26 protein-coding genes are annotated in these 24076 nt (G+C 62.4%); 20 read left to right on the forward strand and 6 right to left on the reverse strand.

What is annotated here, in order from left to right; translation table 11 throughout:
* The first annotated feature begins 72 nt into the window (after positions 1-72).
* Both ACR0EZ_RS13980 and ACR0EZ_RS13985 read left to right on the forward strand, forming a co-directional pair.
* Positions 73-1176: a mandelate racemase/muconate lactonizing enzyme family protein gene (locus tag ACR0EZ_RS13980; RefSeq protein ID WP_480613991.1), complete on the forward strand. Its 1104-nt coding sequence runs from the start codon at positions 73-75 to the stop codon at positions 1174-1176.
* A 1-nt stretch (position 1177) separates the two neighbouring features.
* A complete protein-coding gene (locus ACR0EZ_RS13985; protein WP_480613993.1) occupies positions 1178-2455 on the forward strand; it encodes an aspartate aminotransferase family protein in 1278 nt (425 codons plus the stop codon).
* Between the two features lie 219 nt (positions 2456-2674).
* On the opposite strand, the gene hemC is transcribed toward ACR0EZ_RS13985, so the two are convergent.
* Positions 2675-3637, reverse strand: coding sequence for a hydroxymethylbilane synthase (gene hemC, locus ACR0EZ_RS13990; protein ID WP_480613995.1), 963 nt, complete (start codon positions 3635-3637; stop codon positions 2675-2677).
* 107 nt (positions 3638-3744) lie between these two features.
* On the opposite strand from hemC, the gene hemE reads away from it, so the two are divergent.
* The gene (gene hemE / locus ACR0EZ_RS13995) at positions 3745-4779 is read left to right on the forward strand and encodes a uroporphyrinogen decarboxylase (RefSeq protein WP_480613997.1); all 1035 of its coding nucleotides are present in this window, start codon (positions 3745-3747) and stop codon (positions 4777-4779) included.
* An 81-nt stretch (positions 4780-4860) separates the two neighbouring features.
* Here the strand turns inward: hemE and ACR0EZ_RS14000 are convergent, their stop codons facing one another.
* Positions 4861-5949 (reverse strand): CaiB/BaiF CoA transferase family protein, encoded by a 1089-nt coding sequence (locus tag ACR0EZ_RS14000; RefSeq protein ID WP_480613999.1) that lies wholly within the window; start codon positions 5947-5949, stop codon positions 4861-4863.
* Between the two features lie 193 nt (positions 5950-6142).
* On the opposite strand from ACR0EZ_RS14000, the gene ACR0EZ_RS14005 reads away from it, so the two are divergent.
* The 8 genes from ACR0EZ_RS14005 (at position 6143) to uvrC (ending at position 12839) form a co-directional block, all read left to right on the forward strand.
* Positions 6143-7072, forward strand: a complete 930-nt coding sequence (locus ACR0EZ_RS14005) for an ABC transporter ATP-binding protein (RefSeq protein WP_480614001.1) — start codon at positions 6143-6145, stop codon at positions 7070-7072.
* A complete protein-coding gene (locus tag ACR0EZ_RS14010; RefSeq protein WP_480614003.1) occupies positions 7069-7830 on the forward strand; it encodes an ABC transporter permease in 762 nt (253 codons plus the stop codon). The genes ACR0EZ_RS14005 and ACR0EZ_RS14010 overlap by 4 nt, the downstream gene beginning before the upstream one ends.
* Positions 7831-7944: 114 nt before the next feature.
* Complete coding sequence (locus ACR0EZ_RS14015) at positions 7945-8742, forward strand: S49 family peptidase (protein WP_480614005.1); 798 nt, start codon at positions 7945-7947, stop codon at positions 8740-8742.
* A gap of 1 nt (position 8743) precedes the next feature.
* Positions 8744-8914 carry a hypothetical protein gene (locus tag ACR0EZ_RS14020; RefSeq protein WP_480614007.1) on the forward strand — a complete coding sequence of 57 codons (171 nt, stop codon included), beginning with the start codon at positions 8744-8746 and terminating at the stop codon, positions 8912-8914.
* Complete coding sequence (locus ACR0EZ_RS14025; RefSeq protein WP_480614009.1) at positions 8911-9873, forward strand: calcium/sodium antiporter; 963 nt, start codon at positions 8911-8913, stop codon at positions 9871-9873. The genes ACR0EZ_RS14020 and ACR0EZ_RS14025 overlap by 4 nt, the downstream gene beginning before the upstream one ends.
* 21 nt (positions 9874-9894) lie before the next feature.
* A complete protein-coding gene (locus ACR0EZ_RS14030; RefSeq protein WP_480614010.1) occupies positions 9895-10674 on the forward strand; it encodes an SDR family oxidoreductase in 780 nt (259 codons plus the stop codon).
* Positions 10641-10913: a hypothetical protein gene (locus ACR0EZ_RS14035; RefSeq protein ID WP_480614012.1), complete on the forward strand. Its 273-nt coding sequence runs from the start codon at positions 10641-10643 to the stop codon at positions 10911-10913. The genes ACR0EZ_RS14030 and ACR0EZ_RS14035 overlap by 34 nt, the downstream gene beginning before the upstream one ends.
* A gap of 51 nt (positions 10914-10964) precedes the next feature.
* Positions 10965-12839 (forward strand): excinuclease ABC subunit UvrC, encoded by a 1875-nt coding sequence (gene uvrC / locus ACR0EZ_RS14040; RefSeq protein WP_480614014.1) that lies wholly within the window; start codon positions 10965-10967, stop codon positions 12837-12839.
* Here uvrC and ACR0EZ_RS14045 read toward each other — a convergent pair.
* Positions 12836-13720, reverse strand: coding sequence for a DMT family transporter (locus tag ACR0EZ_RS14045; RefSeq protein WP_480614016.1), 885 nt, complete (start codon positions 13718-13720; stop codon positions 12836-12838). The genes uvrC and ACR0EZ_RS14045 overlap by 4 nt on opposite strands.
* A gap of 147 nt (positions 13721-13867) precedes the next feature.
* Here ACR0EZ_RS14045 and pgsA point away from each other — a divergent pair, with 147 nt between their 5' ends.
* The 3 genes from pgsA to ACR0EZ_RS14060 are packed head-to-tail and all read left to right on the forward strand — an operon-like array spanning position 13868 to position 15230.
* Positions 13868-14536: a CDP-diacylglycerol--glycerol-3-phosphate 3-phosphatidyltransferase gene (gene pgsA, locus ACR0EZ_RS14050; RefSeq protein WP_480614018.1), complete on the forward strand. Its 669-nt coding sequence runs from the start codon at positions 13868-13870 to the stop codon at positions 14534-14536.
* Between the two features lie 3 nt (positions 14537-14539).
* Positions 14540-14785, forward strand: coding sequence for a molybdopterin converting factor subunit 1 (moaD, locus tag ACR0EZ_RS14055; protein WP_480614020.1), 246 nt, complete (start codon positions 14540-14542; stop codon positions 14783-14785).
* Between the two features lies 1 nt (position 14786).
* Positions 14787-15230, forward strand: coding sequence for a molybdenum cofactor biosynthesis protein MoaE (locus ACR0EZ_RS14060; RefSeq protein WP_480614022.1), 444 nt, complete (start codon positions 14787-14789; stop codon positions 15228-15230).
* Between the two features lie 10 nt (positions 15231-15240).
* Here the strand turns inward: ACR0EZ_RS14060 and ACR0EZ_RS14065 are convergent, their stop codons facing one another.
* From ACR0EZ_RS14065 to ubiA, 3 genes are all read right to left on the reverse strand, one after another.
* Positions 15241-15561: a hypothetical protein gene (locus ACR0EZ_RS14065; RefSeq protein WP_480614024.1), complete on the reverse strand. Its 321-nt coding sequence runs from the start codon at positions 15559-15561 to the stop codon at positions 15241-15243.
* A 1-nt stretch (position 15562) separates the two neighbouring features.
* Positions 15563-17476, reverse strand: a complete 1914-nt coding sequence (locus tag ACR0EZ_RS14070; RefSeq protein WP_480614026.1) for an OmpA family protein — start codon at positions 17474-17476, stop codon at positions 15563-15565.
* A gap of 64 nt (positions 17477-17540) precedes the next feature.
* Positions 17541-18503, reverse strand: coding sequence for a 4-hydroxybenzoate octaprenyltransferase (ubiA, locus tag ACR0EZ_RS14075; protein WP_480614028.1), 963 nt, complete (start codon positions 18501-18503; stop codon positions 17541-17543).
* Between the two features lie 12 nt (positions 18504-18515).
* Here ubiA and ACR0EZ_RS14080 point away from each other — a divergent pair, with 12 nt between their 5' ends.
* The 6 genes from ACR0EZ_RS14080 (at position 18516) to ACR0EZ_RS14105 (ending at position 23689) form a co-directional block, all read left to right on the forward strand.
* Entirely contained in the window at positions 18516-19241 is a 726-nt protein-coding gene (locus ACR0EZ_RS14080) for a 16S rRNA (uracil(1498)-N(3))-methyltransferase (RefSeq protein WP_480614030.1), read from the forward strand.
* Positions 19238-20086, forward strand: coding sequence for a GNAT family N-acetyltransferase (locus tag ACR0EZ_RS14085; RefSeq protein ID WP_480614032.1), 849 nt, complete (start codon positions 19238-19240; stop codon positions 20084-20086). Before ACR0EZ_RS14080 ends, ACR0EZ_RS14085 begins: the two co-directional genes overlap by 4 nt.
* Positions 20083-20610: a hypothetical protein gene (locus tag ACR0EZ_RS14090; protein WP_480614034.1), complete on the forward strand. Its 528-nt coding sequence runs from the start codon at positions 20083-20085 to the stop codon at positions 20608-20610. Before ACR0EZ_RS14085 ends, ACR0EZ_RS14090 begins: the two co-directional genes overlap by 4 nt.
* Positions 20611-20677: 67 nt before the next feature.
* Complete coding sequence (locus ACR0EZ_RS14095; protein ID WP_480614035.1) at positions 20678-22048, forward strand: glutamate--cysteine ligase; 1371 nt, start codon at positions 20678-20680, stop codon at positions 22046-22048.
* A gap of 70 nt (positions 22049-22118) precedes the next feature.
* Positions 22119-23192 carry a phenylalanine--tRNA ligase subunit alpha gene (gene pheS, locus ACR0EZ_RS14100; protein ID WP_480614037.1) on the forward strand — a complete coding sequence of 358 codons (1074 nt, stop codon included), beginning with the start codon at positions 22119-22121 and terminating at the stop codon, positions 23190-23192.
* Entirely contained in the window at positions 23189-23689 is a 501-nt protein-coding gene (locus ACR0EZ_RS14105) for a hypothetical protein (protein ID WP_480614039.1), read from the forward strand. The genes pheS and ACR0EZ_RS14105 overlap by 4 nt, the downstream gene beginning before the upstream one ends.
* Positions 23690-24076: the final 387 nt, after the last annotated feature.

Raw genomic sequence — 24076 nt, forward strand, 5'->3', positions numbered from 1 at the left:
GAATTGGCCGCAGGCCAAGAGAGGGGCTGGCCCCTCTGACAGCGCCACGCCACACCCCACAGGACGGCCCGCATGAAGATCACCAAGCTCACCCTCTGGTCCGTCAACCTGACCAGCCACGAAACCTACCACATGGCCGACGGCAAAACCTGCGCAACGGTCAAAACCCATATCCTGTGCCTGGAAACCGATACCGGCCTGAAAGGCTGGGGCGAGGTCTGCCCGATCCCGCACTACCTGCCCGCCTATGCCGATGGTGTGCCTGCCGCAATCACCGAGATGGGGCCGGAAATCCTCGGCATCACCCCCTTCGGGGCCGACGCGCCCATGCGCAAGCTCGACGGGGTTCTGCAAGGCCACCGCTATGCCAAGTCGATTGTAGATATCGCGCTCTGGGACCTGTTCGGACAGGCCACGGGCCAGCCGCTCTATGCCCTGCTGGGCGGGCGCACGCGCAAGGACATGCCGCTCTATCACTCGATCACCTGCATCGCGCCGGATGAGATGGCGCGGATCGCCAAAGTGGCTTATCAGACCGGTATCCGCCAGTTTCAGGTCAAGCTGGGGGTCGAGGCCGACTGGCAGGCCGATGCCGAACGCCTGATCAAAGTGCGCGAGGCCGTAGGGCCGGGGCCCATCGTCTATGGTGACTGGAACTGCGGCGCATCGCGGCTGCAGGCCACCCGAACCGGGCGCGCTGTCGCACATCTGGACGTGATGCTGGAACAGCCCTGCAAGACGCTGGAGGACTGCGCCGCTGTTCGTCAGGCGACCGGCTTGCCGATGAAGATCGACGAAAACGCCCACGATCTGGCATCCCTGCTGCGCGCCCACGAACTGGGCTGCATGGATGCGGTGGCGCTGAAACTGTCCAAGTTCGGCGGGCTGTCGGCAATGCGCCGGGCGCGCGATTTGACCGTGCATCTGGGGGCCGAGATCTGCGCCGAATGCACGTGGGGCTCGGATATCGTCACCGCCGCCTCGCTGCATTTCGCGGCCTCGACCCCGCATGGATCGCTGCTGAACACCTGCGATCTGTCCTCTTACGTGGCCCCGCGCCTCTGCCCCGATGCACCCGACCGCGAAAACGGCAGGATTGCACCGCCCGACGGTCCGGGCTTAGGTGTAACCCCCGACCCCGAAATTCTTGGTTCCCCGATACTGGAGATCGTCTGAGATGCTGAAGATCAACACGCAATCCGAATGGATCGCCCGCGCGAATGAGGTTCTGCCCGCCGGGGGATTTGGCAATTTCGACCCCGGTATCCTGATCGCCCGCGGCCAGGGCAGCCGGGTCTGGGATGAAGATGGCAATGAATATATCGACTATCTGATCGGCTCGGGCCCGATGCTGCTGGGTCACGGCCACCCCGAGGTGATGGAGGCGGTGCTGGAACAGCTGCCCAAAGGCATGACCTTCTTCGCCAATAACAGCAAGGGCGTCGAACTGGCCGAGGCCATTATCGACGCCGTGCCCTGCTGCGAACAAATCCGCTTTGTCGCCTCGGGCGGTGAGGCGGATATGTATGCGCTCCGTCTGGCCCGGGCCTACACAGGCCGTGACAAAATCCTGAAATTCGAAGGCGGCTATCATGGGATGAGCGCCGAAGCGCAGATGAGCCTTGCCCCCAGCCGCGAGGTCAATTTTCCGCAAGCCGTGCCCGACAGTGCCGGTATCCCGCAGGGTGTGGCCGACCAGATGCTGATCGCGCCTTTCAACGATCTTGAGGCGGTCGCCACCCTGCTGACCGAGCATGACGATATCGCCGCGATCATGGTCGAGCCGTTGCAGCGGATTATACCGCCCCAGCCCGGCTACCTGCAGGGGCTGCGCGATCTGTGCTACAAGCATAACGTGCTGCTGATCTTCGATGAGATCGTCACCGGTTTCCGTCTGACCTATGGCGGTGCGCAGGAACGATATGGCGTGACCCCGGATATCTGTACGCTGGGCAAGATCACCGGCGGGGGGTTCCCTCTGGCCGCGCTGGGCGCGAGTGCTGAAATCATGAAGCATTTCGACAAGTCGCAAGTGGGCGAGGAGGGCTGGCTGATGCAGCTGGGCACCCTGTCCGGCAACCCCGTGGCCTCGGTCGCGGGTCTGAAAACGATGGAAATCCTGCGCCGGGACGGGGCCTATGAGCATCTGCGCGGCATCGGAAAGCGCCTGCAGGACATGCAATCCGACGCGCTGACCCAAGCCGGTATTCCGCACCGCATCTGCGGGGATGAGACGCTGTTCGACATCTATTTCACCGAAAACGCCTGCCGCGATTACCGCAGTGCCAAACACGATGATCCGCAGCGCAATACTGTCTACAACGCCGCGCTCAGGGCCAATGGCGTGTTCAAGGCCCCCGGCAAGCTCTACCCGTCGATGGCCGTGACCGAGGCCGATCTGGAGCAGACAAAAGCCGCCGTCCAGCGCGCGGTCGAGGCGATTGGCCGGGTCTGAGGCGCGCCCCAAATCAAACGGGCCGCTGTTGCAAACAACAGCGACCCGCTACCTATTGAAGTCGGGGGTCAGCCTCGCCCCCTCGAATACTGAAATAACCACCAACAATCTGAAACTTTTCGATACTTTCGAGGCTGACCCGACTTAACAACTGGTATGCCCTTATAGTGCGGGAAGAAGGGCCGCGCGACTGTGAAGCAGTTCACACAGGCTAAACTTTTACGTGTTTTTCCAGTCAAAGAACCCGGGACCCGCTTGTTTCAGCAGGGTTTCCGCCATTGCACGGCCCATTTCCGCGCCATCGCTGACCGCGCCGGTGGTGTCGTCGGCAATCGCTTCGGCGCCATTGGGGCGCAGCACTTCGCCGCGCAGACGCAACTGGCCATCCTGCAGTTCCGCCAATCCGGCGATGGGCGTTTCGCAGGACCCGTCCAGCGCCTGTAACAGCGCACGTTCGGCGGCCAGACGCTGGCTGGTCTCGGTATGGTGGATCGCCTCGAGCATCCCGGCGGCGCGGCTGTCGTCGCTGCGGCGTTCGATGCCGATGGTTCCTTGTGCGATGGCGGGCAGCATGTCGTCGGTCGAAATTGCCGTGGCCGGGACCTCGGCCATGTTCAGGCGCCGGATGCCCGCCATGGCCAGAAAGGTGCAATCGGCCACGCCATCGGCCAGCTTTTTCAGCCGGGTCTGCACATTGCCGCGAAACTCGACCACCTGCAGGTCGGGCCGCCGGTTCAGCAATTGCGCCCGGCGGCGCAGGGAGGAGGTGCCCACAACCGCGCCCTGCGGCAGTTCGTGGATCGAGCTGAGCCAGGGCGAGATGAACGCATCGCGCACATCCTCGCGCGGCAGAAACGTGTCCAGCACCAGCCCCCCAGGCTGTTCGACCGGCATGTCCTTGGTGGAATGCACGGCGATGTCGATGTCGCCTTTCAGCATCGCCTCTTCGATTTCCTTGGTAAAGAGACCCTTGTTGCCGATCTCTTTCAGCGGGCGGTCGGCATCAATCATGGCGCGATTGTCGCCGGTGGTCTTAATCACCACGATCTCGAAGGCGTCTTCGGGCAGGTCGAACGCGTCGCGCAGCCTCTGGCGGGTCTCATAGGCCTGGGCCAGTGCCAGAGGCGAACCACGGGTGCCGATCTTCAGCGGCGATGCGGGGGTGGGCAGGGTCAAAGTCATACGCACAGCTTTAGTCGCGTCACTTTGCCCTGACAATGGGGGCAGAGCTTGACAAATTGCCACTGAGGCACGACCGGTGGCGGAAACCGGATGATTGGGGGGCAGAGATGGCCGAGACAAAGAAACTGCTGCGGGCGCTGGCGGGCGAGCTTCAGGATGTGCCGCCGATCTGGATGATGCGTCAGGCCGGGCGGTATCTGCCCGAATATCGCGCCACCCGTGCGCAGGCGGGGGATTTCCTGTCTTTGTGCTACAATCCCGAACTGGCCGCCGAGGTCACGTTGCAGCCGATCCGCCGTTACGGGTTCGATGCGGCGATTCTGTTTGCCGATATCCTGCTGGTGCCGCAGGCGCTGGGGGCGGATTTGTGGTTTGTCACCGGCGAAGGCCCGCGCTTGTCGACGATTACCCATCAAGCGGATTTCGATGCGCTGAAACCGGTCGAGGACATCCACGAGACTCTGTCACCCGTCTATGAGACGGTCCGCATCCTGTCACGGGAACTACCGTCCGAGACCACTTTGATCGGCTTTGCGGGCGCGCCCTGGACGGTGGCGACCTATATGATCGCCGGGCGTGGCACCCCGGATCAGGGTCCGGCGCATGCGCTGCGCGAGGAAAACACCGCTTTGTTCGAGGCGCTGCTGGACCGGATTACCTTGGCGACGATTGAGTATCTCTCGGCCCAGATCGAGGCCGGGGCGAAAGTGGTCAAAATCTTCGACAGCTGGGCGGGGTCGCTGAAAGGTGAAGCGTTCCGGAAATATGCGGTTGAGCCCTGCCGGGTGATCACGCAGGCCATCAAGGCGCGTCATCCGGGTATTCCGGTGATCGGCTTCCCGCGCGAAGCGGGCGAGGGCTATGTCGGCTTTGCCAAGGCCACGGGTGTGGATTGCGTGGCGCTGGACAACTCGGTGTTACCGGACTGGGCGGCTGAGCATGTGCAGGTGGATGGCTGTGTGCAGGGCAATCTGGCCTCGTCACACATGGTGACGGGCGGGCAGGCGCTGGTGGATGAGACGCGCCGGATTGTCGAGGCGTTTTCCAAGGGGCCGCATATCTTCAATCTGGGGCATGGGATCACCCCGGATGCGGACCCGGAGAACGTGCAATTGATGATCGATACGGTGCGCGGGCGGTAAGCGGGGCGAAGGGGGCCAGCCCCCTTCTTGGCCTGCGGCCAATTCATCCCCCGGGATATTTTTGGCCAGATGAAGGGCGGATCAGTCGCTTTTGGAGAGGTCGGCGAGGATTTCTTCGGTGTGTTCGCCGCGGGTCGGGCTGGGTTTTTGGTTCCAGTTGTAGGTTGAGAAGCGGGGGGCGGCGGCGGTTTGCAAGGTGCCGTCGGGCTCTACCCATGTGTTTCGGGCTGCGTTCATCGGATGTGTCTGGGCCTGTTCGGGGCTGAGGACCGGGGCAACGCAGGCGTCTGATCCATGGAACAGGTCCGCCCAATGGTCGCGGGGGTGCCGGGCGAAGATTTCGGTCAGGCGCCGGGTCAGGACTGGCCAGCGGGCGCGGTCGTATTGCTGTTGGAAATTGGGGTCCCCCGACAAGCCCATGATCTGCAGGAATTCGGCGTAGAATTTGGGTTCCAGGCATTGGACTGTGATGAATTCCCCGTCGGCGCAGGTGTAAGTGCGGCTCCAATGCGGGCCGTCGAGCAGGCTTTGGCCGCGCATATCGCTCAGGTTGCCGGATTGGCGCAGGCTCATCAGCAGGTTCATCATATGGGCAGAGCCGTCATAGATGGCCGCGTCGACGATGGTGCCCTGACCGGTTCTTTGCGCGTTGAGCATCCCGGCCAGAATGCCGGCGACCAGATACATCGCGCCGCCGCCGATATCGCCGACCAGCGTGGCGGGCGTCTGCGGCGGCTGGCCGGGGGGTGAGCCGTACCACAGCGCGCCGGACAGGGCGATGTAGTTCAGGTCATGCCCGGCGGTGCCTGAAAGCGGGCTGGTCTGACCCCAGCCGGTCATCCGGCCATAGACCAGTTTTGGGTTCAGCGCGTGGCAGACCTTGGGGCCGAGGCCCAGTTTTTCCATCACGCCGGGGCGGAACCCTTCGATCAGCGCATCCCCGGTGGCGATCAGACGTTTGGCGGTGGTCAGGTCGTCTGGTTCCTTTAGGTCCAGCGCGATGGAGCGTTTTCCGCGGTCCAGAATGGACGCTTCGGGCGTGCCGGGGGCTGTTGTGTCCGCTTTGCGGTGAATGGTGATCACGTCAGCGCCCAGATCGGCCAGCATCATGGCGGCAAACGGGCCGGGGCCGAGCCCTTCGATTTCGATGATGCGCAATCCGTTCAGCATATGTCCCTCCGTCGCATATAACTTTTCGGGTGAGAGGACGGATTGCAAGCTTGGAGAATCCGGACCTGTGGTTGCGGGTCCGCGACCTCGCTCCAATTGATCCGGCGCTAAAATGCGCACCCTTCTGTGCGGAATTGCCCTGTTCCGTCCGCAAACTGCGCGATAGGGTCCATGGCCAGAACGGGGAACATGCATGACCACGATTTTGTCCATCAAGGACCTGCGGAAATCTTACGCGGACGGATTTGAGGCGCTGAAAGGCGTGTCGCTGGATATTGAAGAAGGCGAGATTCTTGCGCTTTTGGGACCAAACGGCGCGGGCAAGACCACTCTGATCTCGACCATCTGCGGCATTACCACGCCGAGCTCGGGAAGCGTGACCGTCGGTGGCCATGACATCCAGGCCGAATTCCGCGCCGCACGCCGGATGATCGGGCTGGTGCCGCAGGAGATCGCGCTGGAGCCGTTCGAGAAGGTGTGGAACACGGTGCGGCTGTCGCGCGGGCTGTTCGGCTATGGCCGGGACGATGCGCGGATCGAAGAGATTCTGCGCAAGCTGTCCCTGTGGGACAAACGCAGGAACGCCATCAAGGAACTGTCGGGCGGGATGAAGCGGCGGGTGCTGATCGCCAAGGCGCTGGCGCATGAACCGCGCGTGCTGTTTCTGGATGAACCCACTGCCGGGGTCGATGTCGAGCTGCGCAAGGATATGTGGGAGATCGTGGCCGAGCTGAAACGGTCCGGTGTCACCATCATTCTGACCACCCATTACATCGAAGAGGCCGAGGCCATCGCCGACCGCGTGGGTGTGATCGACAAGGGTGAGTTGCTGCTGGTGCAGGACAAGGACACCTTGATGGCGCAGATGGGCCAGAAGCAGATCGAGGTTATGCTGACCGAGCCCATCGCGGAAATCCCCGGCAGTCTGGCCGAGCACAACCTGACCCTGAATGGCAATGGCGATGCGCTGGTCTATACCTATGATACCCATGCGGATCGAACCGGCATCACCACTCTGCTGAACGACGTTGCCAGGGCCGGGCTGGTGCTGCGCGACGTGCAGACGCGGCAGTCGAGTCTTGAGGAGATTTTTGTCACTCTGGTATCGGGAGAGGCCGCATGAACTGGTCCGCCGTGTCCGCCATCTACCGGTTCGAGATGGCCCGCTTCATCCGCACGCTGGCGCAGAGCTTTCTGTCGCCGGTGCTGTCGACCTCGCTTTACTTCGTGGTCTTCGGCACCGCGATCGGCAGCCGGATACAAGAGGTTGAAGGGGTCAGCTATGGCGCCTTCATCGTGCCGGGGCTGATCATGCTGTCGGTTGTGATGCTGTCGATCTCGAACGCCTCCTTCGCGATCTACTTTCCCAAGTTTCTGGGCTCGGTCTACGAATTGCTCTCGGCGCCGGTGAATTTCATCGAGATCGTGATCGGATATGTGGGGGCGGCGGCGACGAAGTCGCTGTTTGTCGGTCTGGTGATCCTGATCACCGCCACCTTCTTTGTGGACATCCGGATCGAACACCCGTTTGCGATGGCGGCGTTTCTGATCCTGTCCTGCCTCAGCTTTTCGCTGCTGGGGTTCATCATCGGCATCTGGGCCACGAATTTCGAACAGATGTCGCTTGTGCCGCAGCTGGTGGTGACGCCGCTGATCTTTCTGGGGGGCACGTTCTATTCGATCTCGATGCTGCCGCCGCTGTGGCAGACCATCACCTTGTTCAACCCGGTGGTCTATCTGATTTCGGGGTTCAGGTGGTCGTTCTACGGGCTGGCGGACGTGCCGATTGTGCTCAGCCTGCTGGCCATTCTGGCCTTTACCGGGCTGTGCCTGGGCGTGATCTGGTGGATCTTCAAAACCGGCTGGCGCATCCGCAACTAGGCACGGAACCGGCGTTGCATTTTTGCCGATCAGGTTCGGGAAATTGGGTCACGTCGGGTTTAACGGTTCGCGGATATCTTGTTTACCGGTTGGGCGCACTCTACATGGGCATCCATGAAACTCAGCCTGCCATTTGTCAAAAAGCAACCCGTTGTGGCCGTCGTGCGCCTGTCCGGCGCGATCGGAATGTCTGGTCGCGGGTCGATGAACGAGCTGGCGCTGGCTCAGGTCCTTGAAAAAGCGTTTCGCAAGGGCAAGCCCGTGGCCGTCGCGCTCGAGGTCAACTCGCCCGGCGGCTCGCCCGTTCAAAGCTCGCTGATCGGTGCGCGTATCCGGCGGCTGGCCGACGAACTGGATATTCCCGTCATTGCCTTCGTCGAGGATGTCGCGGCGTCGGGCGGCTACTGGCTGGCTGCGGCGGCGGATGAGATTTTCGCCGACGAAAGTTCGGTTCTGGGGTCCATCGGCGTGATCTCGGCCGGGTTCGGCGCGCATATCTTTCTGGCGCGGCAGGGATTCGAACGGCGGGTGCATACGGCGGGCAAATCGAAATCCATGCTCGACCCGTTTTCGCCGGAAAAGGAAGAGGACGTGGCGCGCCTGCAGGGCCTGCTGGGCGATATCCACGAGAATTTCATTGCCCATGTCAAAGCACGGCGCGGCGACAAGCTGGACCAGACCGCGGACCTGTTCACCGGCGAAATATGGCTGGCCCGGCGGGCGCAGGAACTCGGCCTGATCGACGGCATCGCGCATCTGAAACCCATGATGCAGGAGCGGTTCGGAGATAAGGTCAAATTCCGCCGCTACGGGCTGCGCAAACCCCTCTGGTCGCGGCTGGGGGCCTCGGTGGCGCAGGACGCCATCGCCGGGTTAGAGGAGCGGGCGGCCTACGCGCGTTTCGGTTTGTGACGTGATCATCAAAGCCGTCACCCTGTTTCTGATCGCCATGGGCGTTCTGGCCATGTTCGGCAAGCTGCGCTTTCCGGGACAGAAGAAGCTGAGTTCCGCCAAATGCCCCCGCTGCGGGCGGTTCCGGATCGGCAAGGGCCCCTGCGCCTGCGAAAAAGGAGACCGGACATGACGGCATGGCTGTTATCCGGTCTGGGTCTGGTTATCCTGCTGCTGGCAGGCGACGCGCTGGTACGCGGTGCGGTGAACCTGAGTCTGCGGCTGGGGGTTCCGGCGCTGATCGTCAGTCTGACCATCGTGGCCTTCGGTACCTCGGCGCCCGAGCTTCTGATCGCCATCAGCGCGCTCAAGGAAAACGCTCCGGGCATCGCGCTGGGGAACGTGGTCGGGTCGAACACGGCCAATATCCTGCTGGTGCTGGGCCTGCCCGCATTGCTGGCCACGCTGCATACCAGCGAGTGTGACAGCCGCAGGAACTATGTGTTCATGCTGCTGGCGACCGTTTTGTTCATCGGTCTGGCTTTCTGCGGGGTCTTCAACCTGATCAGCGGGGCCATCCTGCTGGCGGCGCTGGCGTTGGTGCTGGGCAATGCCTTTCGCGAGGCGAAACGCCATCGCGCCGCCTGCGGCGAAGCCTGCGCCGATGATGAGGAACTGGACGGTCTGGAAGAGGCCGACCCCGACATGCCCTATTGGAAGGTGTCGATCTATCTGATCCTGGGGCTGGTCGGCTTGCCGATGGGGGCGCATCTGCTGGTGGACAATGCCACCGTCATCGCGCGCACCTATGGGGTCAGTGAAACGGTGATCGGTCTGACCCTGATCGCGGTCGGAACATCTCTGCCCGAGCTTGCGACCACGATGATGGCCGCGCTGCGCCGTCAGGCGGATGTGGCGCTGGGCAATGTGATCGGGTCGAACATGTTCAACCTGCTGGCCATTGTCGGCATCGCGACATGGTTCGGCAATATCCCGGTCGACCCGGAATTCCTGTATTTCGACCTGTGGGTGATGCTGGGTGCCTCGCTGCTGCTGATCCCCTTCGTGTTTTACAAGCAGGATATCACGCGTGGCTGGGGTCTGGCATTGACTTTCCTTTATGCGCTTTATGTCACCACCCTGCTGGTGTGATCTGACGGAAAGAGGTGATCCATGACCCGAGCTTTAGTGACCGGTGCCGGAATTCGTCTGGGCCGGGCCATGGCCGAGTATCTGGCGGGTCGCGGTTATGACGTGGCCGTGCACTACGCATCCTCGGAACAACCGGCGCAGGACACCGTATCAGACATTCGCACGCTGGGCCGTCAGGCGGTCGCCCTGCAGGCCGATCTGCTGGACGAGGCGCAGGTCACATCCCTGCTGCCCCGCGCCGCCGAGGCGCTGGGCGGGCCGATCACCTGTCTGGTGAACAATGCCTCGATCTTCGAATATGACACGATCCGCACCGCAACGCGCGAAAGCTGGGACCGGCATATGGACAGCAACCTGCGCGCGCCCTTTGTTCTGACACAGGCCATGGCCGCGCAAGGATTGAAGCCGGACACCGATGCCAATGGCGAACCGGTCGCCACCGGCCTGATCGTCAACATGGTCGATATGCGGGTGCGCAAGCTGACGCCCGAGTTCATGACCTATACCATTGCCAAGATGGGCCTGTGGGCGCTGACACGCACCGCGGCGCAGGCACTGACCCCGGCCATCCGCGTCAACGCCATCGGACCGGGCCCCACCCTGCAGGGCCACCGGCAGAGCGCCGAGCACTTCGCCGCCCAGCGGGCAAATACGGTTCTGGAGCGTGGCGCGAACCCATCCGATATCACCGCCGCGCTGGGGTATTTTCTGGATGCGCAGGCTGTCACGGGGCAGTTGCTATGTGTCGATGGCGGGCAGCATCTGGCATGGCAGACGCCGGACGTTCTGGGCGTAGAATAGACATATTCGCCGCAAGTTTTACACCGCTCTCAATCCCGTTACATGCGCGTTACAAAATTGTATTGTTTTTCATACACTTGCCTTGTGCACAAATAAATTTCCATAAAAATCAATATGTTATAGAGCTGCCTATTTTTTGTGCAAATCAAGGAAAAGGCAAGAAAACAAGGGAGAATCCCGATGCGGCAAAACTTATCATCAAACTTATCCACATAATCCGTGGATTTGTTTTCCCTTGATCCCAAGCGCTCAAGATTGCAGCCGGTGGCAGAGAATCATATCTCTGGGTCATGACCACTCAGAACGACTCGCCCTCGGACACTCAGCCTACCGGTTATGCCTGCATCCAGCGTTACGTGAAGACGCTGGACAGTTCACCGGGCGTGTATCGGATGCTGGATGCCGACAGCCGGGTTTTATACGTGGGCAAGGCGCGCAACCTGCGCGCGCGGGTGTCGAACTATACCCGTCCGGGGCATTCGGGCCGGATCGAGAAAATGATTGGCGCGACCGCCTCGATGATGTTCCTGACCACGCGCACCGAGACCGAGGCGCTGCTGCTGGAACAGAACCTGATCAAGCAGCTCAAGCCGAAATACAATGTGCTGCTGCGGGATGACAAAAGCTTTCCGAACATTCTGGTCGCCAAGGATCACGCCTTTCCGCAGATCAAGAAACATCGCGGCGCGAAAAAGGAAAAGGGCGCTTATTTCGGCCCTTTCGCCAGCGCGGGGGCGGTGAACCGGACACTGAACCAGCTGCAAAAGGCGTTCCTGCTGCGCAACTGCTCGGATTCCATGTTCGACAGCCGCACGCGGCCTTGCCTGCTGTATCAGATCAAACGCTGTTCGGGGCCGTGCGTCGGGCTGATCTCGGAACAGGATTACCGCGAAAGCGTGCGCGATGCGGAACGCTTTCTGTCGGGCCGTTCGACCAAGGTGCAGGAGGATCTGGCCGAACAGATGATGGTCGCGTCCGAGGCGATGGAGTTCGAACGCGCCGCCGGACTGCGCGACCGCATCCGGGCGCTGACGCAGGTGCAGACGTCGCAGGGCATCAACCCGCGCGGCGTGGCCGAGGCGGATGTGATCGGGCTATATATGGACAGCGGGCAGGCTTGCGTTCAGGTGTTCTTCATTCGAGCCAACCAGAACTGGGGCAACAAGGATTTCTATCCCCGGGTCGGCCCGGATGTGTCGGCGGCCGAGGTGATGGAGGCCTTTCTAGGTCAGTTCTACGACAACAAGGAACCGCCCCGGCAATTGATCCTGTCGGACGGGATCGAAAACGCCGATCTGATGCAGGAGGCTTTGTCGGAAAAAGCCGGACGTAAAGTGGACATCCTCGTGCCGCAACGCGGTGAGAAACAGGAACTGGTCGCCGGAGCGCTGCGCAATGCGCGTGAATCGCTCGCCCGCCGCATGTCCGAAAGCGCCACGCAGGCCAAACTGCTGCGCGGCGTGGCCGAGGCGTTTGACCTCGACGGCCCTCCGGCCCGGATCGAGGTATACGACAACAGCCACATTCAGGGCACCAATGCGGTGGGCGGTATGATAGTGGCGGGCCCCGAGGGGTACATGAAAAACGCCTATCGCAAGTTTAACATCCGCGGCGACGACCTGACCCCCGGCGACGATTTCGGCATGATGAAAGAGGTTCTGACCCGCCGTTTCACCCGTCTGCAAAAGGAAGACCCGGACCGCGACAAAGGCCACTGGCCCGACCTGTTGCTGATCGATGGCGGCGCGGGGCAAGTGAGTGCTGTGCATGAGATCATGGCCCAGCACGGGGTCGAGGATATCCCTATGGTCGGCGTCGCCAAGGGCGTTGACCGCGACCACGGCAAAGAGGAATTCCACCGCATCGGCCAGCGCCCCTTTGCCCTGAAACGCAATGACCCGGTGCTGTATTTCATCCAGCGCCTGCGGGATGAGGCGCACCGCTTTGCCATCGGCACCCATCGCGCCAAACGGGCCAAGGCAGTTGGGGCGACACCGCTGGACGAAATCCCCGGCGTCGGCGCGGCCCGCAAACGCGCCCTGCTGGCCCATTTCGGCAGTGCCAAGGCGGTCAGCCGCGCAAATCTGGCCGATCTGAAAGCGGTCGAGGGGATCTCAGCCGGGTTGGCGCAGAAGGTTTACGATTTCTTCCATGACAAGGGCTAGGCCCGCCGCCCGCGCCACAGGATATATAGCCCCGAGGCCACGATCAGCGCGCTGCCGATCCACATGGTCTGGTCCAGCCTCTCGCCAAAAAACACGACCCCCAGCGCAACCCCGAACAGCAGCCTGGAATAGCGAAATGGCGTGACCGCAGAAACCTCGCCCGTCCGCATCGCTTTCATCAGCGCGGCATAGGCGGCGGTGCCCATAAGAAAGGCCCCCGTGACGTGCAGGCCGGTATGCAGCGAGACCGGCGCAAGGGGGGCGCCCTCCCAAAACCGATAGAGCAGCCCGGCGACAATGACGCAGAGAAAGCCGTAAAAGCCCAGAACCTCGGTGCCAAGCGACGCGGGTGCGGCGCGGCTGGCCAGGTCGCGCCCGGCAAACCCCAGCATGCCCAGCACCGCAAGGATGGACAGGGCCGAGAAGCTGTCCCCGGTCGGTTGGATGATCACAACAACGCCGAGCAGTCCGACGACAATGGCGCTCCACCGCCGCCAGCCGACGGTTTCGCCGAAAAACAGCGCCGCACCCGCCACCACGACCAGAGGGGTCGCCTGCAAAATCACCGTGGCCGCCGACAGGGGCGTCAGCGTGATGGCCAGCACATAGAACAGCCGTCCGAAAATTTCAAAAAACACCCGAACCTTCATCGGGCGCGACAGCACATCCCGGTGCAACAGATTAGTGCCGCGCATCAGAGCGACGATGGCAAAGATCACCGACCCGCCGAGGCCGAACAGGATCAGAATCTGCCAGATCGGCAGGGCTGCGGAGGCGCCTTTCAGCAGCGCATCTTCCAGCGCGAACAGCGCCATGCCCGCTATCATCCACGCGCTGCCGATCAGGTTCGACCGGGGGTCGGTCCGGATATGGGGGGTCATGCGTCTTTACCTTTGTTTCGAGCCGCAATCTGACGCCAAATCGACCAAAGGCCAAGGGCTGCTATGCAGTGACCAACTGTCTGGGATTGGGGATGTTTTTCGCCGCCCTGTCTTTTCTGTCCCGAAACCGCGATGTAGTGTCGGGTCATGAAGTGGAACCTGCCCAATATCCTGACCGTCCTGCGCCTGTTGGCCGCACCCGGTCTGGCCGTGATGTTTCTGTATTTCACCCGGCCCTATGCCGATTGGTTCGCGCTGGTCCTGTTCCTGTCTGCCGCCATCACCGACTGGTTCGACGGCTACCTGGCCCGGGCGTGGAAACAGGAAACCAAGATCGGCGCGATGCTGGACCCAATCGCCGACAAGGCGATGGTGGTGATCGCGCTGATGATCCTTGTGGGCTATTCAACCGAAAGCTGGACGCCCTGGCTGGTGCTGCCAGCGACCGTGATCCTGTTCCGCGAGGTGTTTGTCTCGGGCCTGCGCGAATATCTGGGCGACACGGCGGGGACGCTGAAAGTCACCAAGCTGGCCAAGTGGAAAACGACTGCGCAGATGGTGGCAATTGCCGTTCTGTTTTCGCAGGGCATTTTCGAGCACTACTTTGTGATGGGATCCTTCGGCATGGACCCGGCCCTCATCGATCAGGTGCTCAGCGGGCAGGTCGAAGACGCAAACGGGCTGCGCTGGCATCTTCAGGGGATGTTCTGGTCGGGCCGGATCGGGCTGTGGCTGCTGTGGATCGCGGCGACTCTGACATTGATCACGGGCTATGACTACCTACGTAAAGCCATGCCGCATCTGAAGGAGAGTTAACGGATGGATGTGCTGTATTTCGCCTGGGTGCGCGAACGCATCGGCCTGCCCCGCGAACGCGTCGAGACGCAGGCCGCCACTGTCAGCGACCTTGTGGCCGAGCTGAGCGCGCGCGAAGACCGCTATGCCGCCGCTTTTGCCGATATCTCGGCCCTGCGCGTGGCACTGGATCAGGAACTGTCGGATTTCGATGCCTCGCTGGCAGGCGTGCGCGAGGTGGCGTTCTTTCCCCCCATGACCGGCGGCTGACATGCGTATCGTGGTTCAGGACGCCCCGTTCGATCTGGGGGCCGAGGCCAACGCCTTTGCTGCCGGGGACGACGCCAACGGGGCCATCGTGACCTTCACCGGGGTTGTGCGCGATCTGGCGGCGGGTGATCTGGACGTGATGGAGATCGAACACTACCCCGGCATGACCGAACGCGCCCTGACCAAGATCGCCGAAGAGGCAAAAGCGCGCTGGTCTTTGGGCGATGTGCTGGTGATCCACCGGCACGGACGGCTGGCACCGGGCGACCGGATCATGATGGTCGCCACCGCCGCGCGCCATCGCAAGGATGCGTTCGAGGCGGCAGAGTACCTGATGGATTACCTCAAGTCCCGCGCGCCGTTCTGGAAGAAAGAGATCACCAGAACCGGTGAGGAATGGGTCGCCGCCAAGGATGAAGACGAAGACGCACTGACGCGGTGGTAAGCGCCCGGTCTCAATCCGCGTTGTTGATCCGGCCCCGCAGTTCCTCGGCCTCCTGCCGGGCGGCGCGGAGGCCGTCCATCGCCGCAGACAATTCGGCTTCGGTCTGGGTCAGCTGGTTGGTCAGTTCCGCCTCGCGCTGCTGCAGATAGGTGATGGCCTGATCGCGGGTTTCCTCGGCCTCGTGCAACTCCTGGCTCATGCGGTCCAGATCGGCCACGTCGCTTTGGCGCACGCGGGACAGGCGATGGGCCAGCCAGTTGGCGAACCAGCCCATGCAGAAGGCGGCAAACAGGATGATGGCGGTGGCGATGATGAATTCGATTCGGTTCAACTTACTGGTCCCCTGCATCCGCGTCTGAGGCGGCATTGTCCGTCTGTTCGGCCCCGGTGGTGCCGTCTTCCATGGCTTCCAGCCCGGTTTCCGCATTCTCAAGCGGTTCGGGCCGGATCAGGCGGAACTCGATCCGGCGGTTTTCCTCGCGGCCTTCTTCGCTGTCATTGTCGGCGATGGGCTGGGTTTCCCCATAGCCCACGGCGGTGAAGCTCGAGGTCGGCACCCGCCGCCCGCGCAGCTCGTTCAGGATCGACTGCGCGCGCGCCTGGCTCAGCTGCTGGTTCATCTCTTCGCGGCCCTGACTGTCGGTGTGGCCCTGAATCTCCATCCGGATCGGGCCGCAATCGCGCAGGATCTCGGCGATCTGGTTCACTGTGTCGCGCGACTCTGATGCGATAGTGGCCGAGCCGGGTTCGAACGCGATCTTGCTCAGCGCCTGCACCTCGGCGATCCGCTCCTCACAGATCTCGGGGTCGGGCAGGGCGTCTTCGGGTTCGGGCGGCGGCTGATAGGTGATCGACAGGGTGAAATCCTGCGCCTCGCCCAGCTTTTCGGACAATTGCCCGGCGATGCGGGCCCTGGCCTCTTCATCATGGCTGAGACCGGTCAGATCGACCGAATCCGGCGTCACCGTCAGCGCCCCGTTATGCAGTTGCGACAGTGCCTCGAGCCCGGCCAGCACGCGCACGGGCCAGTCGCCGGGCAGATCGGGGGCGATGCGGGTGGCGGTATAGACCTGTTCCGAGCCAAAGGCCGCGCGCGCGTAGCTGTCGACCATGTCCCGCAGGGTTTCGTCGCCCAGCCGCCCGCGCAGCTGAACCAGCCCTTCGGGGCTGCGCGTGGCCGAGAACTCGATGGGGCCGGACTGTTCTTCGACCTCGGGTTCGGGCAGGACGGCGTGCAGGGCAAAGACGCCGGGAAGGGCATTTTCCAACTCGCCCACGGCGCGGTCGAACACCGCAGGGTCGCTGCCCTGCGCCGCGATCAGGGTGATATCCGCATCAGACATCGTGACCGAGCCCTGCCCGATCTCGGCCAGCGCGCGGATCGCCAAAGACGCCGCCTCGGGCCAGCGGGGCGAGGGCACACCCAGACCGATGGTGCAGTTGTAGGGGACCGACAGCCCCGCGTCCTGGGCGGCTGCGACAATCGCATCGCGCGCCTCTTCATCCTGTGCGGAACAGGCATCAAACCGGCCGCCGTCTGCGTCGATCAGATAGCGCAGGGTAAAGGGCGTGATCACCGGCCGCGGGGCCGAGATTGCCAGCCCGATCCGCAGGCTGGGCGGCGCGGCGCGGGTCAGGTCCTGTTCCAGTCGCTCTTTTTCCTGCTGACTGTCGGCGATTGCGGTGATCTTGACCAGACCGGGGCTGGCCGAGATTTTGGCCCGGGGCAGGCTGGACAGGGATTCGATTGCGTAAGCCATCGCCTCATCCCAGCCTTTGGGCTTTGGGTAATCCGCCGTTTCCAACAGGTCCGATACGGCGCGGTCGCTGTCCAGATCATCCAGCCGCGCGATCAGATCATCACGATCATGGCTGGCCGGGATCAGCCCGATCACCGAAATGCCGCTGTCATTGCGCAGGATTTCCGCGGAAAACCGCGGTGCCGCCAGATCGGATGTCGCCGTGATCTCCATCTCGTCAATGACCCGGGATGTATCGACCTCGGTCCCCGCAACGGTCAGGGCGTTGAAGCGGGTGGCCTCATCCGGGGCAATGCCGGTCAGCACCACGCGCAGCCCGTCGGACTCGACCTCGGCCCAGTCATGGCCGTTCAGGTCCAACGCACGCCGCACGGCGAATTCCGAGCTTTCTTCGATCTTTGTCACCGCATAGCTGGCCGCCAGCAACGACAGCCCGGCGGAGACAAGAAAAATCAGGGAAACGGCAAAAACATAGGGCAGACGCATGTGCGGCGTTGAGACTCCTCAGGCAGGTGGGCGGACTCTTACAGACCCCGGACAGCAGGTGCAATCAGAGCAGCAGGGCGACGCAGAGGAAGATCAGCGGAATAAGGCCGGTGTCACGATTCGAGCGGAACAGCATCAGCAGCCTGCCATTGTCTTCGATATCCAGACCGCGCAGTTGCCACATCATGTGCCAGCCCATCGCCCAGGGCCCGCCAAGCGCCACGATCACCGCAAAGGCCGAGGCATCCGGTACCCCGGCATCGACAATCGCCAGCCCCATCAGGGCGACGGTTGCGATCAGAAAATACTTCAGCCATTTCGCCGTGTCTGTGCCGAACAGCCGGGCGGTGGATTTGATGCCGATCATCTCATCATCCTCGGCATCCTGATGCGCGTAGATCGTGTCGTAGAACAGCGTCCAGGCGATTCCCGACAGATACAGAGTGATGGCAGGACAGCCGATGCCGCCGGTATGCGCGGCCCAGGCCAGCAGCGCGCCCCAGTTGAAGGCCAGCCCCAGAAACACCTGCGGCCACCACGTAAAGCGTTTGGCAAACGGGTAGATGGCGACTGGCAGCAGCGACAGCACGCCCATCGCAATGGCGGCCTGATTGAACGATAGCAGAATCGCCAGCGCCAGCAGGCATTGCAGGCCCATCCAGATAACCGCCTGCCGCACGCTGACCTGACCCGAGGGTATCGGGCGCGAGCGGGTGCGTTCCACCTGCCCGTCGAAATCCCGGTCGGTGATGTCGTTCCACGTACAGCCCGCCCCGCGCATCAGAAAGGCCCCGATGGCGCAGCCAATGGCGATCCACAGATCCTCCCACCTTGGGCTGCCGTCGCTGAGGATCGCCAGCGCCAGACCCCACCAGCAGGGAATCAGCAGCAGCCAAGTGCCGATGGGCCGGTCCGCGCGCGACAGGCGCAGGTAAGGGCGGGCAAAGACGGGCGCGTGGGTATCAACCCAGTTGCCGCTGACGGCATCGGCAACCTGACCGTCTGGTGTTGGGGCATTGCCTTGCATATGTAAGGTCTCATGACTGCGAAGATCAGATTGTATGTAGAGCAGCCCTTGGGTCCGGGGCAATCGGTTGATTTGACGCGCGATCAGGCGCATTACCTGTTCGGCGTCATGCGGCTGGCCGTTGGCGGGCAGGTTGCCCTGTTCAACGGGCAGGACGGCGAGTGGCTGGCCAAAGTGGCCGAGGCCGGTAAACGCGGCGGTGTATTGGCCTGTGTCGAGCAGACCAAACCGCTGCAACTGCCGCCCGACATGTGGTTCCTGTTCGCGCCGATCAAAAAGGCGCGCACCGATTTCATCGTTGAAAAGGCGGCGGAAATGGGGGCGGCGCGGATCATGCCGGTGCAGACCGAATTTACCAATTCCGAACGTATCCGTCAGGACCGGCTGCAGGCCCATGCGGTTGAGGCCGCCGAGCAATGCGGCGGCACATATGTGCCCGAGGTGCTGGACCTGCAACGCCTCGACCGGGTGCTGGATGCATGGCCCGAGGGGCGGCAACTGATGTTCTGTAACGAGGCCGAGGTCGGCTCGGCCCTGCGGCTGGCTGCCAACGAAAAAGGCCAGCCCTGGGCCATTCTGATCGGCCCCGAAGGCGGGTTTTCCGACCGGGAACGCGCGCGGCTGACCGCGTTGCCCTATGCGCATGTGGTCAGCCTTGGCCCGCGCATCCTGCGGGCAGACACGGCGGCAGTGGCGGCGCTGACCATGTGGCAACAGGCGCTGGGGGATTGGTCGTGACGTGGCGGCTGGCGCAGGAGGCAGAGGTTGCACAGATCGACCGCTTTCTGATGCAGCACATCCAGAGCTCGATGTTCCCGCTGGCCAATCTGCGCGATTATGGCCTGCGGGGGTCTGACCCGCGGGCGGTGACCGTCTGGATGCTGGGCGACCCCCTGCGCGCTGTGTTCGCCATCACCAACGAAGGCATGGTGCTGCCGCAATGCCCGGACTGCACCGATGACGAATTGACTGCCGCAATCGACCTGATCCGGGGCCGTCCCCTGTTTGGTGTGGCCGCCGAGGCGACACAGGCCCGCCGGATCATGCGGCTGGCAGGCTGGCAGGATCGGCCCGCGACGCTCAACAGCGACGAGCCGGGTTTTTCGCTGGACCTGAGCCAGCTTGTCATGCCGGACGCCAAAGGGGCCGAACTGGTGCGGCTGGGTGATCTGGGCCGCGATGTTACCGAAGGATGGCGGGCCGAATACCTGATCGAAGCGATGGATTTCGACCCTGAACGGGCGCGGTGTCAGGCGGGAAAGGACTGGGCCGCTTACACGGCGCGCAATTCTCATCGGGTTCTGCTGATGGACGGCACGCCCGTGGCCATGACTGGTTTCAACGCGCGCCTGCCCGAAGCTGTTCAGGTTGGCGGCGTCTACACACCACCCGATCTGCGTGGGCGCGGCTATGCTCGGCTGGCGGTTGCCTTGCATTTGCACGAGGCGCGAAATGCCGGGGCAACTCGCGCCGGTCTGTTCGCCGCTTCCGAATCCGCCGCGCGTGCCTATATCGCTATCGGATTCCAACCGGCAGGACAGTTCTCGCTGATCCTGTTCAAGACCCCAGAGGACCCGGCATGAGTTTCATTCGTCCCGAAGCCAAACGAACCCTGTGGCGCTGGCGTGAGGTGCTGGTGGCGGTGGTGGTCCTGCTGGTCGGCCTCAGCTGGTACAGCGGCCCGGGCGGGCTGCTGGGTTGGCTCGGGCTGGTTCTGGTCGCCGTAGCCTTTGCCCTGGCGGTGATCGGCTTTCAGCGCGCGCGGTTTCGTGGCGGGGCAGGCGGCCCCGGCGTCGTGTCTGTCGACGAGGGGCAGATCACCTATCTCGGCCCGCTGGACGGCGGCATGGTCGCAACGCGTGAGATCGAGAGGCTGGCGCTGGATCCGACCTCGGACCCGGCGCATTGGGTGCTGGACCAGCCGGGACAGCCCACGCTTCACATTCCGGTGAACGCCGAAGGGGCCGAGGCGCTGTTCGATGTGTTCTCGACCCTGCCGGGGCTGAAAACCGAACAGATGCTGTCGGAATTGAACGGCGGCGCGGTGCATCCGGTGGTGATCTGGGAACGCAAGCCCATGCGCCCTTCCCACGTTCGGCTGCATTGACACCGGCGCGGATTGCGCTCAGGACTGACCGTCAAGACAGAGACACATCAGGATCGGAGAGCGGTTCATGTCCATCCCCCAGTCCGGCGGCGGGCCGATCGAACGCCATGAGCAACTGGCCGAATATCTGGAATCAGGCTGCAAGCCCAAATCCGATTGGCGCATCGGCACCGAGCACGAGAAGTTCGGCTATTGCAAGGACACGCTGAAACCGCTGCCCTTCGAAGGCACCCGCTCGATCGTTGCGGTGCTGGAAGGTCTGCGCGGCCGTCACGGCTGGGCCGAGGTGCGCGAAGCCGGGCATCTGATCGGGCTTGAGAAAGACGGGGCGAATGTCAGCCTGGAACCCGGCGGCGCGTTGGAACTGTCCGGTGCCCCGCTGGAGACGATTCACGAGACTTGCGACGAGGTGAACACCCACCTGCGTGAGGTGAAGGATATCGCTGACGAGATCGGCGTGGGATTCATCGGTCTGGGCGCGGCCCCGATCTGGACCCATGACGAGATGCCGCTGATGCCCAAGGGGCGTTACAGGCTGATGAACGACTATATGGAGAAAGTCGGCACCATGGGCCGCGCCATGATGCGGCGGACCTGCACGGTTCAGGTCAACATCGACTTCGGCTCCGAGGCCGACATGGTGCAGAAACTGCGCGTCGCACTGGCCTTGCAGCCGGTGGCGACGGCGCTGTTTGCCAATTCGCCCTTCTTCGAAGGCAAGGTGAACGGCCAGAAAAGCTGGCGCAGCTATATCTGGCGGCATTTGGACGATGCGCGGACGGGCATGCTGCCGTTCGTGTTTGAGGACGGCTTCGGGTTCGAACGCTACGTGCAATACGCGCTGGATGTGCCGATGTACTTCGTCTACCGCAATGGTGGATATATCAACGCGCTGGGAATGTCCTTCCGCGACTTCCTGCAGGGCAAGCTGCCTGCGCTGCCCGGTGAGACGCCGACGCTCAGCGATTGGGCCGACCACCTGACCACCGCCTTCCCCGAGGCCCGGATCAAGAAATTCATGGAGATGCGCGGCGCCGATGGCGGCCCATGGCGGCGTCTGTGTGCGCTGCCCGCGTTCTGGGTTGGTCTGACCTACGATCAGGGCGCGCTGGATGCGGCCTGGGATCTGGTCAAAGGCTGGGATGCAGAAACCCGCGAGGCGCTGCGGATCGAGGCCGCCAAAGACGGGCTGCAGGCGCAGGTCGGCAATATCCGCATGCATGATCTGGCGCGCGAAGTGGTCGCGATCTCGGAAGCCGGTCTGAAATCCCGCGCGCGCCCGGGTGCGGGCGGGCTGGTGCCGGATGAGACGCATTTCCTCAACGCGCTCAAGGACAGTATCGATACGGGCAAGGTTCCGGCGGATGAGCTGCTGGATCAATACAATGGCGGCTGGAACGGCGACCTGACCCGGATTTTCCCCGAATACAGCTATTGATCGCGACCGTCCCGCTTGCATTCGCGGGGCGGGGTCGATAGCAGGTTGGCGACCAAATTCAGAGGGCGTCATGGACGATCTTAAGGCAAAGTATCTGGGGCAGATCGCCGAAGCGGGCGACGAAAACGCGCTTGAGGCGATCCGCGTCGCCGCCGTGGGTAAAAAGGGCGAGGTCGCGCTGAAGATGCGCGAGCTGGGCAAGATGACGCCCGAGGAACGCCAGGTCGCAGGCCCCGCGCTGAATGCGCTGAAGGATGAGATCAACTCGGCGCTCTCCGCGAAAAAGGCCGCTCTGGCCGATGCCGCGCTGGATGAGCGTCTGCGCACAGAATGGCTGGATGTCACCCTGCCGACCCGCACGCGCCGTCAGGGCTCGATCCACCCGATCAGCCAGGCGACCGAGGAACTGACCGCGATCTTTGCCGAACTGGGCTTCTCGGTGGCCGAAGGGCCGCGGATCGAAGACGACTGGTACAATTTCGACGCGCTCAATATTCCCGGCCACCACCCCGCGCGGGCCGAAATGGACACGTTCTACATGCACCGGGCCGAGAGCGACAATCGCCCGCCGCATGTGCTGCGCACGCACACGTCTCCGGTACAGATCCGCTCGATGGAGAAACAGGGCGCGCCGATCCGCGTGATCTGCCCGGGCGGCGTGTATCGCGCCGATTATGACCAGACCCACACGCCAATGTTCCATCAGGTCGAGGGGCTGGCGATTGACAAAGACATCTCGATGGCGAACCTGAAATGGGTTCTGGAAGAGTTCGTGAAAGCGTTCTTCGAGGTCGACGATGTCGAACTGCGCTTCCGCGCCTCGCACTTCCCGTTCACCGAACCCTCGGCCGAGGTCGATATCCGCTGTTCCTGGGACAACGGCCAGTTGAAGATCGGCGAGGGTGACGACTGGATGGAGATTCTGGGTTCCGGCATGGTCCACCCCAAGGTGATCGCCGCCGGTGGGATTGATCCCGAGGTCTATCAGGGCTTTGCGTTCGGGATCGGCATCGACCGTCTGGCGATGTTGAAATACGGCATCCCGGATCTGCGGGCGTTCTTTGACAGCGACCTGCGGTGGTTGAGGCACTACGGGTTTGCGGCGCTGGATATGCCGAACCTGCATGGTGGTTTGTCGCGTTGAAGCTGGACGAGGAAAAGTTTCTTCGCGTTATGGAGTATATTGAGGCTTCGGATGATTCCGGAGCCTCTTTCGATGATGCTGCTGAGAGTGGGAACGCTCGTTATCCAACGGAGGAGCCTCGGCTAGACACAACCCAAAACAAACTTCGGATGTCGATTTCTGAACGAGACTTCCTATTCCGTCTGATGCGTGCAGAGGATCTCATCACTGGGGCGTTCATGAAGAACGGCGCTTTAAACATACACCTGACTTACAAAGGGCATGTATGGTTGCAGGAATATCGCCAAAATACTCTTTCTAGGCGGGTTCTTAGATGGTCTGGCCGTCAACTCGATAAATTGTTTTCTTCCGTTGCTTTACCAATAGTAGCCGCCGTTCTGACGGTGTTCGTTCTGGATTATATTGGAACTTCTCGTGGAAAATCTGTTGATGAGGTTGCCATCGAAGGCGCTGTGGAAAGCTATCTAGAAAAGCGTGGCGAGGAAGTAACCGAGTAGACAGAGAGCAGAATTGCCCTTTCATTATCTGTTTCTGAATAACTTGAAAGCGCGGAGCAAAGGCCGATAGGCCGCCGCGCTATCGGTCGTTCATTGCGGCGCCATTGGTTCAAGCCCAATGGGCGACACCGCCCGCACGGGCTGGCGATTTGTCTCCGCAAGCGCTCTGTTCGATCATCACACGGACTTGGCCAGTATAAAGCGCCTAACACCACCGGTATATCGCCACCCCGCGGTTTGGCGATAGCGCGGCTTGCGCGGCGCGCGAGCCCGCCGCACTGCAATATACGTTACCTCACAATCACATCTTTTCGAAAGCTAAAGATGGCGAAAAGTCTTTCATGTACAGCGGGATAGACATCAAATAGATTTAACGCATTGCAAGTT

The sequence above is a fragment of the Ruegeria sp. AK4 genome, assembly GCF_056541025.1.

What these genes read in the sequence shown, in the direction of transcription:
- ACR0EZ_RS13980 (WP_480613991.1), top strand. Translation starts at nt 73, where the DNA reads ATGAAGATCACCAAGCTCACCCTCTGGTCCGTCAACCTGACCAGCCAC.
- ACR0EZ_RS13985 (WP_480613993.1), top strand. Translation starts at nt 1,178, where the DNA reads ATGCTGAAGATCAACACGCAATCCGAATGGATCGCCCGCGCGAATGAG.
- hemC (WP_480613995.1), bottom strand. Translation starts at nt 3,637, where the DNA reads ATGACTTTGACCCTGCCCACCCCCGCATCGCCGCTGAAGATCGGCACC.
- hemE (WP_480613997.1), top strand. Translation starts at nt 3,745, where the DNA reads ATGGCCGAGACAAAGAAACTGCTGCGGGCGCTGGCGGGCGAGCTTCAG.
- ACR0EZ_RS14000 (WP_480613999.1), bottom strand. Translation starts at nt 5,949, where the DNA reads ATGCTGAACGGATTGCGCATCATCGAAATCGAAGGGCTCGGCCCCGGC.
- ACR0EZ_RS14005 (WP_480614001.1), top strand. Translation starts at nt 6,143, where the DNA reads ATGACCACGATTTTGTCCATCAAGGACCTGCGGAAATCTTACGCGGAC.
- ACR0EZ_RS14010 (WP_480614003.1), top strand. Translation starts at nt 7,069, where the DNA reads ATGAACTGGTCCGCCGTGTCCGCCATCTACCGGTTCGAGATGGCCCGC.
- ACR0EZ_RS14015 (WP_480614005.1), top strand. Translation starts at nt 7,945, where the DNA reads ATGAAACTCAGCCTGCCATTTGTCAAAAAGCAACCCGTTGTGGCCGTC.
- ACR0EZ_RS14025 (WP_480614009.1), top strand. Translation starts at nt 8,911, where the DNA reads ATGACGGCATGGCTGTTATCCGGTCTGGGTCTGGTTATCCTGCTGCTG.
- ACR0EZ_RS14030 (WP_480614010.1), top strand. Translation starts at nt 9,895, where the DNA reads ATGACCCGAGCTTTAGTGACCGGTGCCGGAATTCGTCTGGGCCGGGCC.
- ACR0EZ_RS14035 (WP_480614012.1), top strand. Translation starts at nt 10,641, where the DNA reads ATGGCAGACGCCGGACGTTCTGGGCGTAGAATAGACATATTCGCCGCA.
- uvrC (WP_480614014.1), top strand. Translation starts at nt 10,965, where the DNA reads ATGACCACTCAGAACGACTCGCCCTCGGACACTCAGCCTACCGGTTAT.
- ACR0EZ_RS14045 (WP_480614016.1), bottom strand. Translation starts at nt 13,720, where the DNA reads ATGACCCCCCATATCCGGACCGACCCCCGGTCGAACCTGATCGGCAGC.
- pgsA (WP_480614018.1), top strand. Translation starts at nt 13,868, where the DNA reads ATGAAGTGGAACCTGCCCAATATCCTGACCGTCCTGCGCCTGTTGGCC.
- moaD (WP_480614020.1), top strand. Translation starts at nt 14,540, where the DNA reads ATGGATGTGCTGTATTTCGCCTGGGTGCGCGAACGCATCGGCCTGCCC.
- ACR0EZ_RS14060 (WP_480614022.1), top strand. Translation starts at nt 14,787, where the DNA reads ATGCGTATCGTGGTTCAGGACGCCCCGTTCGATCTGGGGGCCGAGGCC.
- ACR0EZ_RS14070 (WP_480614026.1), bottom strand. Translation starts at nt 17,476, where the DNA reads ATGCGTCTGCCCTATGTTTTTGCCGTTTCCCTGATTTTTCTTGTCTCC.
- ubiA (WP_480614028.1), bottom strand. Translation starts at nt 18,503, where the DNA reads ATGCAAGGCAATGCCCCAACACCAGACGGTCAGGTTGCCGATGCCGTC.
- ACR0EZ_RS14080 (WP_480614030.1), top strand. Translation starts at nt 18,516, where the DNA reads ATGACTGCGAAGATCAGATTGTATGTAGAGCAGCCCTTGGGTCCGGGG.
- ACR0EZ_RS14090 (WP_480614034.1), top strand. Translation starts at nt 20,083, where the DNA reads ATGAGTTTCATTCGTCCCGAAGCCAAACGAACCCTGTGGCGCTGGCGT.
- ACR0EZ_RS14095 (WP_480614035.1), top strand. Translation starts at nt 20,678, where the DNA reads ATGTCCATCCCCCAGTCCGGCGGCGGGCCGATCGAACGCCATGAGCAA.
- pheS (WP_480614037.1), top strand. Translation starts at nt 22,119, where the DNA reads ATGGACGATCTTAAGGCAAAGTATCTGGGGCAGATCGCCGAAGCGGGC.